Genomic DNA, 13,883 nt, shown 5'->3' on the forward strand with positions numbered 1-13,883 from the left:
GTCACCTCCCCATGACGTTCGAACCCGCAACGGCGGAAGGGCGCACAACCTCGGCTGGCGGCGCGGCGTTGACGTGGTGCTCAAGGGTGAAACTCCAACCGTTGTCGGGCATGCCCGGTTCGGCTGCATCGGCGCACAGCCCTAGCCAAGACTCGTCGTTCACCTCGTCTGCGGTTCTCCGGATCGCGTCGTTCTTCGCCATGAGGCCCTCGACGCGATCGAGAATCTTGATGCCGTCTGCATCGAGCCCAGCGCGTGATCGGGGAGCCGGCGTCGCGTCCTGCTCTTCAACGACTCGCTCGATCCATGCCCGAGCTCTTGCCAGCAGGCGCGTGGACGCGTCAGCTCCGTGGATCCCTTTCACCAGGCCTCGGACGACGCCCGTCGGGCGCGATGTCAGAGCCGCGATGCGGTCGAGAGCGATGAAGATCCCGCCGCACTCGGGCGACGCCGCGATGTCCCGAACGGTTGCCTCGCCGAGGCCGCAGGCGTGCAGCCGTTCCGTCCACCTGGCGCGCGCGGCGTCGGCGTAGATGGTGCGGATGATCGGTTCGAGTCGACGCACCGACGTCGACTCCGACTCACGTCGGGCGATCGTGGCCGTCGCCGACAGTTCCGCGCCGCTGGTCGCGAGGATGCCCTCGAGAATCTCGTGAGCGTCACCGGCGGCATGGGGATCCGGCAGCTCGTCGCACTCGGGGTTGACGGGATCGACCGAGACGTAGAGGCGATTGCTGCGCCTTCCCCGCGTCATGGCGACGTACAGGTTCTCGCGCGTCATGCCGGGGTGGACGAGGACGTGGGCGAGGTCGACCGTGACCCCCTGCGCGCGATGTGTCGTGGTCGCGTAGGCGAGGTCGACGCTGTCCGTCACGTAGGCCGGCGGCAACGTCACTGACCGCGCCTCATCGGAGCCCGCCGTGCCGACGACGCCTCGCCTCGCCAGCGCAGTCCTCGCCGCGACGACGACGAGGTGGCCGTCGGCCCCCACGCCCTTCACGTCCCAGAGGTCGCCGTTCCTGACGTGGCCGTGTGCGGCGCGGAGCCCGCGGTCGTTGAGGCGAGTCACCACCCGGTCTCCGACGCAGATCATCGTGCCGCTCTTGGTGGTCACACCGTCGCGCGCCACCAGGCCTTCCTGCACCCGGTCGTTGTGGGCTCGCGTATTCAGCGCCGCGACCGTCGCCGCGTCGGGCGCCAGCAGGATCGTCGTCGCGCCCGACGCCACGTCCGCGGACCACGCGGCGTACGCCTCTTCGAGCATCGACTCGGCCGGTCCGGCGCGCAGCCGCCCGGCGTCCTCGTACTCGTCCAGCACGCGCGCGTCGCCGGCTCGCAGCCGGATGGTGGCCCGCGCCTCCCACTCCTCCGCGAACCGCCACAGCGTGCGCAGCTGCGCTCCCCCGGTCCTGTCGACGATCAGTCCAAAGGCACCACCGGCATCGACAGCGGACAGCTGCTGGTGATCGCCGACAAGCAGCACCTTGCCGCGTGCCCGGGCGACTTGGTCGACGAGCTCGCGCAGCATGAGCGTCCCGGCGAGCGACGCCTCGTCGACGATGACCAGCTGACCATCCCTGATCTGCCACCGTCGCGCCTCGCGCGTGAGGCTCATCAGTGCAGTGTCGAGCAGCCGTAGCCGGCGTACGTCGCCGCCAATCGCCGACCTCTCGTCGATCAGTCGCTGGATGACGGCGCGGCGCTGCTCGCCGCCCAAGCCATTCGTCTCGTGACGCCATTTGGCGGTGTTCTCGCATGCGATGCCGAGCGCTCCCGCGAGGTTTGCTGCCGCAGAGGCGGAGGGCGCGAGGCCGATCACCGATCCGTGCCCGTGCTGCCGTTCCCACACGTGGCGAAGGGCGGCGAGCGCGGTCGTCTTGCCCGAACCCGCCGGCCCGACCAGGACGTCCACCAACCTCCCCGAGGAGGAGATCGAAGCGACTGCGGCGAGCTGGTCTGACGCCAGCTCGAGGGCGTCGTCAGCGCGCATCATGCGTGACGTCGGCGCCGACGTGTCGGCGGCTGCGGCGAGGAGCGTGTGCTCAGCATCGAGGATGACGATGTCGGTGAAGGTGTGCTCGCCTGGACGCTCGAACACGCTCGACCCGTCCTCACGCGCGTAGCGTCCCGACGACGGGAACGCTGGCGCGGCCTCGAGGCTGACGCAGCGTCGCAAGGCGGAGTCGCACACGTCGTCGACGATCCGCAACCGGTCTGCCACGCTCGCGGCGATGAGCGGCTTGGTGACGCGCAGCGCCTCAGCCATCACGTTCCAACGGGTCCAAGTCGATCGCCGCTCGCGCACGCCGTCGAGCACGCGCGCCGCAAGGACATCCAGCACAGCCGGGGCGACCTCGGATCGCTGGACGGGTCGCATCAATGACGCGCCGATGACGCGGGAGGTGAGCTGCTCGGGCGACTCCCCCGTCACCGTGGTTGCCCGGTGCCTCCATCGCTCGACGAGCCGCCCCAGCGCGCGGACCTTCTTCGCTGGCCGCGTAGCACGAGCGACCTGCTGACGCAGTCGGACGATCTCGATCCGGTTCGGCGCTCGCCCATGCCTCGCCGTGAAGTCCGCGACCTCCGTCGTCATCGCCGCGTCGATCTGGGTTGAACGCTGCGAGAACGCCGCCATGAGCTCGTCACCGACGCCGTCGAGCTCGAACGCGGGCGTGCGCCTCGGCCCACGGGAACGCCAGCTCCACCGCACCGGCAGGCTGCGCGCTAGCTCGTCGACGAGTAGGGCTTCGTACAGCTCGCTGATCGTGACGACCGCGTGGTGCAGCGCCCGCGAGTCGAGTGACCTCCACGCGCCATCGCGCCCCTGCACCTTGTTGGCCACTACCAGGTGCGTATGGAGGTTCGGGTCACCGGCCCGGGAGTCCCAGTGGTCGAACGCCGCCGCCACAGCACCGCCGGTCGACTCCTGCCGGCATCCCGCGGCGCCGGTCCTCGTAAAGAGCGCACGGTCCTCGAGGAACCGGAGCGATGCCCCCACGGCTCGCCGGTGCGCCGAGTACACCGCGGCCTGCGTCTTTTCGTCAGCGACGGCCCAGAGAGTCGACACCGACTTCATCACCGTGAACGTGAGATCGAAGCCTGCGATGCAGGGCGACGACTCCCTCGCCAGCTCAACCCTCGTGATCGCGTCGACCGCCCGCTGTCTCGCCTCCGCGATGAGATCGCCGGGAAGAGCGCGCACCTGGGCCGCGACGCGATCGGCCGGTGGTGCCGCCGGGGAGTAGCGCCGACCGAGCGGCACGCCAGTCGACGGGTCCAGACCATGGCTGAAGAGCCGCGCCATCCCCTCCTCCGCTACCACTGTGCCCTGCCCCACCCCGACGGCCACGGCGGTCCCGGTGCGGCGGCCTAGCGCACCTAGCCCACGCCCCAGCCAACGGCCCGGTGGGTTGCCCGAGGCGGCGTAGTACGTAGTCATGGGCGACGGTCCGCGCCGCTCGCAGTCACCCGTGGCAATGTGCCGGAGCAGGTAGCGGTAACCCGCCCCTGCGGTGAGTCGGTGCAGCGTCATGACCACAACAGTGCCGCCGCGCTCACGGTCCGGATCCGATCGCCCACACTCCTGGGAGTGCGGGTCGGCGGCCGAACACCCGACGGGACTCACGCGGCCAGCCCTAGTGCCAGACGAGTCAGGGGCTCATCGACCCGCAGGCCGGCTGGTGGCCGGCGCCCGGCGACGCCGCCGACGGGCGCATCACTCAGCCGGCGGGACCTCCGGCTGAGATCGGTCGATCTGAAGCGGCCGCAGCGCCGCAGGCTGCTCGGCGACGCCCGGCCCACCCTTCTCGAGCCATCGCTCGAGCTCCTGGGTGAGTTCGTCTCCTGCGAGACGCTCGAACCACGCCGGCCGGCCCGCAGAGCGTCGGCCCACGACGCTCGGTCGCGCGACGACGACGTCGCCGCGCTCGCACTCGTCGAGGCACTCCGACAACGTGAGGTCGGCAAGCCCGCGACTGCGCAGCGCCTCGAGCCGCGCGAGCTGCCCACCTTCCAGCGGGTCGTCGTCACCCAGGGTCTCGCCGGCGCACAAGCTGCAGGCGGTCAGACCTGGACGCGTTGCAGGGCGCGGAGGAGTGGTCGAGCGATCGGGCACTTGATCAACGGTACCGACGTTCTCGAGGGTCTCGATCGGTGAGCGGTCCGATCCGCGTGAAGGTTCGATCAAGGTCCACGGGAGATCCGCTTGAGCCGGGCCGATCCGGGACCTTCGGTGTGGTTCCTGGAAGGACCGCTCCTCGTACGGTCGTCGCGCCCGGGTCCGACCTCGATCCGGAGGGCGGGCGGTCGAGCAGGTCGCGACCGCGCGAGCGGTGACCGAGAGGAGCAGTAGGTGCAGATCGTGGTGTGCGTCAAGCACGTCCCCGACGTCCAGTCGGACAGGAGGTTCACGGAGGACGGCCGCGTCGACCGCGAGCAGGATGCCGGCACGCTGAACGAGCTCGACGAGTACGCGCTCGAGGCAGCGCTCGTCCTGGTCGAGGCGAACGGCGGAGAGGTCACCGTCCTGACGATGGGACCAGCTGCGGCCGAGGACGCGGTTCGTCGGGGCCTGCAGGTCGGTGCCGACCACGGCGTCCATGTTCGCGACGAGGCACTCGAGGGATCGGACGTCTTCGCGACCGCACGCGTACTCGCGTCGGCTGTCCGCCGCGTCGGTGAACGAGCGCCCGTCGACCTCGTCCTCACGGGAACGTCGTCGTTGGACGGTCAGATGGCCGTGCTGCCGGCGCTGCTCGGCGCCGAGCTCGGCTGGCCGACGGCGCCCCACGCGGCGCGGATCGACGTCGCAGGCGCGAGCCTCGAGGTTCGTCGTCACCTCGAGGACGCCGAGGAGACGCTGGTGGCACCGCTTCCCGCCGTCGTCAGCGTCACGGACCGGGCAAACGAGCCGAGGTACCCGAACTTCAAGGGAATCCAGGCCGCGCGGAAGAAGTCCGTCGAGCTCTGGACGCTCGCCGACCTCGCGATCGCTCCGAACGAGGTCGGGCGGTCCGGCGCCCGGACGCGCGTTGCGACCAGCGCGCTCCGCCCGCCGAGGGACGGCCGCGTGCTGCTGACCGACACGGGCGATGCCGGGGTGCGCATCGCCGACTTCCTCGCCGCCAACCAACTCCTCTGAGGGGGACGACCATGACCACGCAGCCTGACCCGGTGCTCGTTCTCGTCGACCACGACCACGGAGGGGTCGCGCCATCCGCCTGGGAGATTTTGGCCGTGGCTCGTCACCTCGGGCCGGTCCACGCTGTTCTCGTCGGTGCCGGCCCTGAAGGGGCGCTCGAGGAGCTCGCCGCCTACGGCGTCGCGGCCGCGCACGTTGTCGAGGCGCCAGCTGACGTGGCGCTTCTCGCACCAACCGTCGCGCGCTCGCTAACCGGGGTCGCCGCATCCGCGGACGCGACGGCAGTCGTACTGGCGGCGAGTCCGCGGAATGCCGAGATCGCCGCGCTCGCCGCCCGTGAGCTCGGTGCCGGACTCCTCCTCGATGCGCGGTCCCTTGGCCGCGGCGCCGACGGTCGCCTGGTGACCGAACAGCTCGCGTTCGCGTCCATGTGGTCCGTCGTCGCGGAGTCGATCGCTGAGCGCTGCGTCGTCACGCTGCGTCCGGAGTCGTCACACGTCCTTGCGCACGACGCTCCTACAGAGCCCTCGGTTCATCGGCATCGGTTGCCCGAGGGCGATGAACTGCGTGGGCTGCGCCTGATCTCTCGGACATCGAGCGTCGCGGCGGAGGGTCCGAAGCTCTCCAGCGCCCGGGTCGTCGTCGCGGGCGGCCGGGGTACCGGCGGAGACTTCGGGCCCCTGCGGGAGCTCGCCGCCGCACTCGGCGGTGCGGTGGGCTCGACTCGCGTCGCCACGGATGAAGGGTGGATCGCCGCCGACACCCAGATCGGGCAGACCGGTGCGACCGTGAGCCCGGCGCTCTACGTCGGTGCCGGCGTCTCGGGAGCCGTCCACCACCGCGGTGGCATGCAGTCGGCGGGCGTCGTGGTCGCCATCAACAACGATCCCGACGCACCGATCTTCGAGATCGCCGACTTCGGGGTCGTGGGCGACCTGTTCGAGGTCGTCCCGCAGCTGACGGCGGAGGTGCTGCGCCGCCGATCGTGAGGCGTCGCAGCCTTGACCCGACCTCACGAGCACCGTGATCAGTCCTCAACCCGGCGAGAGCAGGATCGAACGGGGCGGATCGACGGAGGAGGCCCCATGGACGTCGAAGTCGTCGTGCGGGCACTCGCCGAACGACGCCGGCTCGCGCACCGGGATCGGTGGTCGCGTGAGCAGGTCCACGCCTACCGCCAAGAGCGGTTGGCGGAGCTGCGCCGGTGGGCGGTGACCCGGTCGAGGTTCTACGAGCGCCAACACGCAGGGCTCCTCGATGCACCGCTGTCGGCGTTGCCTCCCGTCACGAAGCCCGTGCTGATGGACGCGTTCGACGACGTCCTCACCACGCGGGACATGACGCTCGCAGCCATCGAGGAGCACCTCCGGCAGCTGAGCGACTCGAGCGGCGACCCCGGCGCGCGCTGGCGCCGCCGCTGGCGCACAGCCGCTACCGCGGGGACGACAGGTGTGCGCGCAGTCCTCGTCTGGGACGAGCAGGAGTGGGCGACTGTGCTGGCGTCCTACGCACGGGCGACCGTCTGGGCGGGTACCCCCACAGGCATGCGACCGGTTCGCATGGCGGTGGTGAGCTTGCGCAACCCCACCCACCAGAGCGCGGTGGTCGCAGCGTCGGCCCGCTCGCCCTTGATCCGCTCGCTGCGGCTTGACGCGACGGCACCGTTGAGCGAGACCGTCAGCGCTCTCAACGCCTTTGCACCCGAGGTGCTGGTCGGCTATTCCTCAGCGCTGCGGCCGCTTGCATTGGCGCAGATCGACGGCTCCTTGCGCATCCGGCCTCGGGCGGTCATGTCTGCCTCCGAAGTCCTCAGCGAGAGCGCGGCGCGGGTCATGACGACCGCGTGGAACAGGGCGCCATTCGACGTCTACGCCGCCACGGAGACAGCCGGCATCGCCTCGACGTGCGAGCACGGCCGGCGCCACCTGTACGACGACCTCGTCATCGTCGAGCCGGTCGATGCCGCAGGGGCGCCGGTTCCCGTGGGAACCACCGGAGCGCGCCTTCTAGTGACGGTGCTCTTCTCACGCACCGTGCCGCTGATCAGGTACGAACTGTCCGACCGCGTGGCGATCGGCTCCGGTGACTGCCCGTGCGGGCGGCCGTACCGGCTGCTCGAGACCCTCGAAGGCCGCGCCGAGGACACGTTGAGCGCGGCCGGACGAACCCACGCCGGCGACCTGACGGCGCTGCTGAGGAACGTGGTGGAGCAGTTTGCCGTCGACATGTGGCAGCTCGCGGAGACGGCACCGGACGAGATCCGTGTCCTCGTCGTGCCCCATGGCGGCGACGCGCTCTCCGTCGACGCGATCCGACGACGCCTCGAGGCACGCCCGGAGCTGCACGGCCATCGGATTCGGGTCGACGAGGTCGCGACACTGCCGCGAACACCGCTCGGGAAGGCCCCGCTGCGCCGCTCACCTCCCGGGCGGTGACCGCCTGGCACGCACCGCTCAGCCGTGGTGATCGCCTTCGCCGTGTCCGTGCCCGGCGTCGTCACCCCCGTCACCCTCGTCGCCCGCCGCGTCGGTCGAGTAGTCCGGCACGTCTACCGCGGTGTCGGCAGAGGCCCCCGTGGCCGTCACCGGGGAGAACGAGATCCCGTTCGGCATGTCCCCGACCGTGATCGTCGCGGTCACGGCGAGGTTCGTGAGGTCCAGCACCGAGACCGTGTCGGCGTAGAGGTTGGTCACCCAGGCGAGACGCCCGCTCGGGTCGACGACGACCCCGTGCGGCCCCGCTCCCGTTGTCACCGTCGCGGTCACCGACATGGTCACCACGTCGATGATCGACACCGTGTCGCCTGGCGCATCGGCGGTGCCCTGGTCGGCAGAGAGGAGCCGGGCTCCGTCCGGCGTGAGGTAGAGCTGCACTGGAGGCGTCGGGACGGTGACCTTCTGGACGACCTCGTGGCGGACGAGGTCGACCTTCGCCACAGCGCTCTCGCCCGCGAGACTGACGTACGCGAAGTTGCCGTCGTCGGAGACGGCGACCTGCACGGGCGAGCTGCCCACGGCGATGCTCGTCGTGCGAGTCAGATTCTGCGGGTCGACGACGTCGATCGCGCCCGCCGTCGTTCCGGCCACGACGAGCGCTGCCCCGTCACGACTCGGCCGCAGACCGTGTGGTCCCGCACTGAGGGCGACCGTGCCCATCGAGTTCGCGGTGGTGGCGTCGTACCGAGCGAGAGTGTCCTCGCCCGAGTTGGTCACATAGACCGACGATCCGTCCGGACCGACGACCACGTGTGCAGGGCTCGCGCCTGTAGCGGCGGTCATCAGGAGCCGCGAGGTCACACCGTCGAGTGCGACGAGCGCGTTGTTGTGACCGCTGACCGCCCACACGGTCGCCCCGTCGGGGCTGGCCTGGACGTTGTGCGGGCTCGGGATTCCGGTGACCGTGGTCAGGACCCTCCCGGTCGCAGCGTCGATCGCCGAGAGGCTGTCGGCACCCTCGTTCGCGACCCAGACCGTGCCCGACACCCCAGGGTCCGCTGTCCGCGAAAGGGTAGGGAAGGGTGAGTCCAGGCCGGCAGGGCTCGCGGTCGCCGCGCCGCACGCCGCCAGGAGGAGAGGGCTCACGGCGAGCAGCGCGGTCTTGCGTCGACGGGTCCAGGTCCACATGAGTGCTCTCCCACGGTCGGGTGTCGGGTTCCGCACCACTGTTGGTGACCGACCCCGCACGCACCCCGGTTATCCCATGAAGAATCCGTGGATATCCGCTCGACGGCTCAGCCGTCGCTGAGCGGCGCGAACCCTGCGTCGAGGTCGCGCGACTCGAGGGCGCCACCCTGGGTGATCACGACGACGCGGAGCGAGCCGTCCGACGCTCGCACTGCGGCGAGAGCCTGGGGCGGACCCTCGACCTCCGCCTTCTGCTCCCACGTGGCCCCGCGGTCCTCGCTCACCGCTACGACCCCGTCCGGGGTCACCCCGACCACCGTGTCGTCATCGGCCCACGCGACCACCTGCAGCAGCGGCACGTCGGCGATCTTCTCCCACTGTGCCCCGCCGTCCGTGGACCGCACCGGGCCGGACTCGCTGGTGACCACGAGGGTTGCGCCGTCGGGCGAGACGCCCATCGCGAAGGGCGGGACCGGGACGGGGAGCGGACGCCACGTCGTGCCGTCTCCCGTGCTCTCCAGGCGTGAGCCGTCGAACGCGACCACGCCCTCTTGCGACGCGGTCATGGCGTGGAAGTCGGACACCCCCTGGCGTGAGAGCGGCTGCCACGTCTCCCCTGCGTCGGTCGACTCGATGAGCCCCACCGGGTTCGGGAGGTCGACTCCCGCGCCCGGGTGGCCGGAAGCGTAGAAGTGCCCGGGACCGGCCGCGGTGAAGCCCATGAGGTCGATGACCGGGCCGACGCTGGTCCACCCCGAGCCGTCGCGCAGGAACAGTCCTTCGTGTGTCGCGAGGTAGACGCGACCGTCGCCCGGGTCGATCGCGACACCGTGCACGTGCTCACCGGGCAGTGGCGATCCCGAGCTCACGTCGTCATGTGAATGGGCGTGCCCGTCGCTCGCCGTGGTCACCGGCGCCGCTGGCGTCGGCTGACCGCCGGCGTCAGAGCAGGCGGTCAGGAGGGCCGCAGCGACGAGCGTGGTCAGAGCCGCCACGGCGCGGCGGGGCATGCGGTTCATGAGGTCGTCCTGATCGATGGCGGGAGGAGGTGCGCTGGCGAGGTCGCGGCCCGCGCATGACCAGCCTCACCCGAGCCGTGCCGAGCGGCGCCGCGATTTGCTCAAGGTTTGATGAAGTCACCTCCCCCAGCGTGCGCAGCGAACGCCGTCTGGGCCCTTGGTCTCCTTCTATGAAGATCCCGTTGAGTTTCGTGTCGGCGGGGTCGGCGGGGTCGGCGAACGCGGACGCTCGTCTAGCCTCGACTTGCCGGTGCACCGCCGGCACGTCCTCGGTGGGCGCCGAACCCTGCCGACCCCGAGGCCGCACATCGAGCACGAGAGGCAGGGACGGGGGACCCAGGAGTGCGGGCACCACGGTGCCCTCGGGGTGAAGCCAAGACGTGGCCGGGAGACTTCCGCCCGAACCCGACAGCTAACCTCGCAGGCGTTCGGGAGGTTCTTCCATGCCCGCTCGCTCCGCGAGTTCCCGCCACCGCGCGGCCCGTCGTCCACGCACGGCCCTCGATGACCTGGTGGTCCGTTCCACCGACAGCATGAACGAAGCCGGTCGACGCTCCGTCGCCGTCGCTGCCGCCTCCGGCCTCGCCCTCGGGCTCGCTGCCGCACCGACCTACGCCAACCACCCGCGCGAGTCTGCCCAGTCGATCGGCGGAGTCGACACGGACGCCTCCACGGCGGCCGCCCGCGCCCTCATCGGTGCGCGGGTCGTCACGGCGCCGGCCGAGGCGACATGGACGTTCGACGCTCCCGTCGTCACCGCGGTCGCCCCGCCTCCCCCTCCAGCCGCGGCTCCGGCCGAGACCCGGGCGACGGCGTCCAGCCGTTCCCAGGAGCGCCGCGCCGCCACCCCCGCTGCCGCACCGGCGGCCGCGGCCCCTGCCGTGGAGGTGCCGGCGAGCGCCTCCGGAAGCGCGGTGGTCGAGATCGCCATGCGGTACATCGGCGTGCCGTACGTGTCGGGCGGCACGACTCCCGCCGGCTTCGACTGCTCGGGTTTCACGTCGTACGTCTATGCGCAGGTCGGCATCAACCTTCCGCGGACGTCGAGCCAGCAGCGCTACGCAGGGACGGTCGTGTCCCGTGCCGACGCGCAGCCGGGCGACCTGATCTGGTCTCCGGGGCAAGTCGCGATCTACGCGGGCGGCGACATGCAGGTGGACTCCCCGCGACCTGGCAAGACCATCCAGCTGCGCGAGATCTGGCAGTCCAGCCCCACCTTCATCCGCTTGGGCTGACGACCGCCCGGCGGGCGACCAGCGGCACCGACCGGCGCGACCGTCTGCCAGGACGGCTGAGACGACGAGAGGGCCGGCCACCGCACCCGCGGTAGCCGGCCCTCTTCGTGCGCTGACTAGATGTCGCTCAGCAGGTTCGTCATCTCCGTGATCTCCGCAGTCTGCGCGTCGATGATCGTGCGGGCGAGCGCGAGTGCGTCGGCGTTCTCGCCGTCCTCGAGCTGCTGCTCGGACATCTCGATGGCGCCCTTGTGGTGCTCGATCATGAGCTCGAGGAAGCGCCGGTCGAAGTCCGCTCCGGAGAGGGCTTCGAGGTCCGCCATCGCGCCCTCCTGGTCCATGCCGTCCATGTCCATGCCGCCATGGTCCATGCCGCCGTGCCCCATCTCGTCCGGGCCGGGCTCGCCCCACGTCTCGAGCCACCCGGTCATCTGCTCGATCTCGGGGCCCTGGGCCGCGGAGATCCGCTCCCCGAGGGCGACGACCTCGGGTCGTTCGCCGCGCTCGATGGCGAGCTCCGCCATCTCGATCGCGCCCTCGTGGTGGACGATCATCATCTGCGCGAACTGGGCATCGGCGGCGTTGTGCGCCTCGGTCTGGGAGGTCTCGGCGGTGGTCGGCGACTCGCCGGCGCCGGTGCCCTCGGACGCGTCGCCCCCGGAACATGCGGCGAGCGTGAGGGCGAGGGTCGTGGCGGCCGCTGCGGCTACCAGGCGGCGGCGTGCGGTCGTGGTCATGGGGATCTCCTGAACGTCGGGACGGTGCGGTCGGTGCGGACCTAGGCGGCAGGCGTCTGCGAACAGCATCCGCTCGCGGCGGCTTCGGACGAGCTGCAGCACTGCTGAGGCTCGGTGGTGGTGCTCTCCGGTTCGGTGAGGTCGTTCTGCTGGCAGCAGGACATGCGCTTCTCCTTGATGGTGGTGATGGATCGGAACGGGTCAGAGGTGGCGTCGGACCTCGGTGAGCAGGTCGTCGGGTGCGAGCCACATCGACGGGTAGTCGCCCTGCCACACCTGCTGGCCCTCGGCGTCGACGAGGACGAAGCCGTGCCCCGGAAGGCCCTCGTGCATGCCGGTGCCGAGCGTGCCGTACGCCTCGGAGACGGTGCCGTCGTCGAGGAGGAACGGTGACTCCACCCCCAGACGCTCGCGGTCTGCGTTGATCTGGTCGGCGGTGTTCATGACGATCGGCAGGACGGTGATCCCGGCTTCGGCGAAGTCGGCGTCCTCCTCGATCTCGGCCATCTGCTGCAGGCACGAGTCGCAGCCGGCCCCCTCGTTGAAGTACAGCACCACGGGCTCGCCACGGTAGTCGGCCAGGGAAACCTCGGAGCCGTCGGACGTGGGCAGCGTGAACGGCGGGGCCTCACGAACCTCGCTCGAGGCTGTCGGCCGGGACGACAGCAGCCCGGCCGCGACCAGGACACCGACCACGACCGCTCCCACGCCCCACAGCACCCAGGTCCGCAGCCTGGCGCGCCGTTCGGCTCGCTGCTCTGCCGCACGGGCTCGCGCAGCTGCGAGCTCGCGCTCCTCACGCCGTCGTGCGGCGGTTCCGGACGTCATCGTGTGGGCCCTTCCGTCGTAGGTGCCGCCGACTCATGGCAGGTCGGCTCGTGCAGGACCGTGTCCGCGTCGGGAGCCGTTGACCGCTCCGCCTTGGGGGTCGCCGCACCCGCGCTCGAAGTCCCGGTACGGCGGCCCACCAACGCGCCCCAGGCGAACGCCCCGGCGAGCGCGAGGAGCCCGATGCCGAGCACGACCTCGGGGACGGGAGCGAGCCAGCTCTGCACGGCGCCGAACGTCCGTGTCAGGACGCGGCTGGCGGCGTCCTGTGCCGACGTCCCACCAGTCATGTCCTCGCTCGCAGCGAGCGCGATGACGAGCAGCCCCATGATCGCGAAGGCGATCGCCACGGCGACGTTGATCGTGTTCGTCACGAGCGTGAACCGGCCAGCGTGCAGCCGGACGACACGCGCGCGCAGCAGCCGCCGCTCCCCCAGCCGCGCGCGGTCCCACAGGAGCGCCATGACGAAGAGCGGGAACACCATCCCGAAGACGTACGCGAGGCCGAGCGCGAACCCACCGGCCAACGAGCCGGAGAGGGCGGACAGCGTCATGACGCCCGCGAGGACCGGCGCGCAGCACGAGGAGGCGATGCCCGAGAAGACCCCCAGGGCGAAGAAGCTGGCCGTGTCTCCCCGGGCGGTGTCGGGTGCCCGGACGAACGACGGCAACGACCACATGCGCCCGGACAAGGCGAGCGCCGCCAGCGCCAGCATGAGCACTCCCCCGGCCCAGTACAAAGGCGCGTGGTAGCGCGCGATCGCACCGGCGAGCGCGCTCACGCCCAGGGTGATCGGCACGAGCACCACGGCGAGCCCGGCGGCGAAGACGAACGTCAGCGGCAGCAGGCGCCAGCGAGCGTTCTTGACCGCCCCTGCGAGGTAGGACGGTGCAAGGAAGACGATGCAGCACGGCGCGAAGAGTGCGACGCCGCCGGCGAAGAACGCGGCCAGGATGCTGCCGGTCGCGAGGAGCTCGGTACCCATCAGGCCTGTGCCCCTTGCAACGCGTGGCGGCGTGCGGTGAGCGTGCGCTCCAGCTTGCGGCGGGGCAGCCGCCCGGCGGAGAAGTACACCCCGTCGACCAGGACGAGAGGCGCGAGCGGCGGCCGGTGCCGCGCCACGAGCTCGCGGCCCGCGTCGGACTCGGCCTCGACGGTGTCGACGACGATCGGATGGTCCTTCGCCAGCTCGGCGAGCACGGCCTTCGCGTCGTCGCACAGGTGGCACGCCTGCGCCTGGACGACAGTGATCCGCACGGGTGGACGGGCGTGGACCGGCACAGGGGCTCCTCGGGTCGTT

12 protein-coding genes and 1 riboswitch are annotated in these 13,883 nt (G+C 71.1%); of the genes, 4 read left to right on the forward strand and 8 right to left on the reverse strand.

Features of this window, described 5'->3' with window-relative positions; all coding sequences use genetic code 11:
- Window position 1: 1 nt before the first annotated feature.
- Entirely contained in the window at window positions 2-3,532 is a 3,531-nt protein-coding gene (gene mobF / locus HGA02_RS21350; RefSeq protein ID WP_168676291.1) for a MobF family relaxase, read from the reverse strand.
- A gap of 183 nt (window positions 3,533-3,715) precedes the next feature.
- Window positions 3,716-4,114, reverse strand: a complete 399-nt coding sequence (locus tag HGA02_RS00340) for a hypothetical protein (RefSeq protein ID WP_168676293.1) — start codon at window positions 4,112-4,114, stop codon at window positions 3,716-3,718.
- 237 nt (window positions 4,115-4,351) lie between these two features.
- Here HGA02_RS00340 and HGA02_RS00345 point away from each other — a divergent pair, with 237 nt between their 5' ends.
- The 3 genes from HGA02_RS00345 (at window position 4,352) to HGA02_RS00355 (ending at window position 7,575) form a co-directional block, all read left to right on the forward strand.
- Window positions 4,352-5,140: an electron transfer flavoprotein subunit beta/FixA family protein gene (locus HGA02_RS00345; protein WP_168676296.1), complete on the forward strand. Its 789-nt coding sequence runs from the start codon at window positions 4,352-4,354 to the stop codon at window positions 5,138-5,140.
- Window positions 5,141-5,151: 11 nt separating this feature from the next.
- On the forward strand, window positions 5,152-6,129 hold the full coding sequence (locus tag HGA02_RS00350; protein WP_168676298.1) for an electron transfer flavoprotein subunit alpha/FixB family protein: 978 nt from the start codon (window positions 5,152-5,154) through the stop codon (window positions 6,127-6,129).
- A gap of 96 nt (window positions 6,130-6,225) precedes the next feature.
- Window positions 6,226-7,575 (forward strand): phenylacetate--CoA ligase family protein, encoded by a 1,350-nt coding sequence (locus HGA02_RS00355; RefSeq protein ID WP_168676300.1) that lies wholly within the window; start codon window positions 6,226-6,228, stop codon window positions 7,573-7,575.
- An 18-nt stretch (window positions 7,576-7,593) separates the two neighbouring features.
- On the opposite strand, the gene HGA02_RS21530 is transcribed toward HGA02_RS00355, so the two are convergent.
- Together HGA02_RS21530 and HGA02_RS00365 are read right to left on the reverse strand one after the other, a co-directional pair.
- A complete protein-coding gene (locus tag HGA02_RS21530) occupies window positions 7,594-8,763 on the reverse strand; it encodes a YVTN family beta-propeller repeat protein (protein WP_168676302.1) in 1,170 nt (389 codons plus the stop codon).
- Window positions 8,764-8,870: 107 nt separating this feature from the next.
- Window positions 8,871-9,632 carry a F510_1955 family glycosylhydrolase gene (locus tag HGA02_RS00365; RefSeq protein WP_343035168.1) on the reverse strand — a complete coding sequence of 254 codons (762 nt, stop codon included), beginning with the start codon at window positions 9,630-9,632 and terminating at the stop codon, window positions 8,871-8,873.
- A gap of 427 nt (window positions 9,633-10,059) precedes the next feature.
- Window positions 10,060-10,224, forward strand: a riboswitch (cyclic di-AMP (ydaO/yuaA leader).
- Window positions 10,225-10,696: 472 nt separating this feature from the next.
- Here HGA02_RS00365 and HGA02_RS21535 point away from each other — a divergent pair.
- Window positions 10,697-11,017 (forward strand): C40 family peptidase, encoded by a 321-nt coding sequence (locus HGA02_RS21535; RefSeq protein ID WP_343035169.1) that lies wholly within the window; start codon window positions 10,697-10,699, stop codon window positions 11,015-11,017.
- A gap of 116 nt (window positions 11,018-11,133) precedes the next feature.
- Here HGA02_RS21535 and HGA02_RS00375 read toward each other — a convergent pair whose 3' ends face one another.
- The 4 genes from HGA02_RS00375 to HGA02_RS00390 all read right to left on the reverse strand — a co-directional run bounded on the left by HGA02_RS00375 (window position 11,134) and on the right by HGA02_RS00390 (window position 13,840).
- On the reverse strand, window positions 11,134-11,754 hold the full coding sequence (locus tag HGA02_RS00375) for a DUF305 domain-containing protein (protein ID WP_168676308.1): 621 nt from the start codon (window positions 11,752-11,754) through the stop codon (window positions 11,134-11,136).
- 201 nt (window positions 11,755-11,955) lie between these two features.
- Window positions 11,956-12,450: a peroxiredoxin family protein gene (locus HGA02_RS00380; protein ID WP_343035170.1), complete on the reverse strand. Its 495-nt coding sequence runs from the start codon at window positions 12,448-12,450 to the stop codon at window positions 11,956-11,958.
- A 128-nt stretch (window positions 12,451-12,578) separates the two neighbouring features.
- Window positions 12,579-13,568: a cytochrome c biogenesis CcdA family protein gene (locus HGA02_RS00385; RefSeq protein WP_168676312.1), complete on the reverse strand. Its 990-nt coding sequence runs from the start codon at window positions 13,566-13,568 to the stop codon at window positions 12,579-12,581.
- Window positions 13,568-13,840: a thioredoxin domain-containing protein gene (locus tag HGA02_RS00390; RefSeq protein WP_272726585.1), complete on the reverse strand. Its 273-nt coding sequence runs from the start codon at window positions 13,838-13,840 to the stop codon at window positions 13,568-13,570. Before HGA02_RS00390 ends, HGA02_RS00385 begins: the two co-directional genes overlap by 1 nt.
- Window positions 13,841-13,883 lie beyond the last annotated feature (43 nt).

The sequence above is a fragment of the Cellulomonas septica genome (genome assembly GCF_012396155.1).
GTDB classification, from domain to species: domain Bacteria; phylum Actinomycetota; class Actinomycetes; order Actinomycetales; family Cellulomonadaceae; genus Cellulomonas; species Cellulomonas septica.

What these genes read in the sequence shown, in the direction of transcription:
- mobF (WP_168676291.1), bottom strand. Translation starts at nt 3,532, where the DNA reads ATGACGCTGCACCGACTCACCGCAGGGGCGGGTTACCGCTACCTGCTC.
- HGA02_RS00350 (WP_168676298.1), top strand. Translation starts at nt 5,152, where the DNA reads ATGACCACGCAGCCTGACCCGGTGCTCGTTCTCGTCGACCACGACCAC.
- HGA02_RS00355 (WP_168676300.1), top strand. Translation starts at nt 6,226, where the DNA reads ATGGACGTCGAAGTCGTCGTGCGGGCACTCGCCGAACGACGCCGGCTC.
- HGA02_RS21530 (WP_168676302.1), bottom strand. Translation starts at nt 8,763, where the DNA reads ATGTGGACCTGGACCCGTCGACGCAAGACCGCGCTGCTCGCCGTGAGC.
- HGA02_RS00375 (WP_168676308.1), bottom strand. Translation starts at nt 11,754, where the DNA reads ATGACCACGACCGCACGCCGCCGCCTGGTAGCCGCAGCGGCCGCCACG.
- HGA02_RS00385 (WP_168676312.1), bottom strand. Translation starts at nt 13,568, where the DNA reads ATGGGTACCGAGCTCCTCGCGACCGGCAGCATCCTGGCCGCGTTCTTC.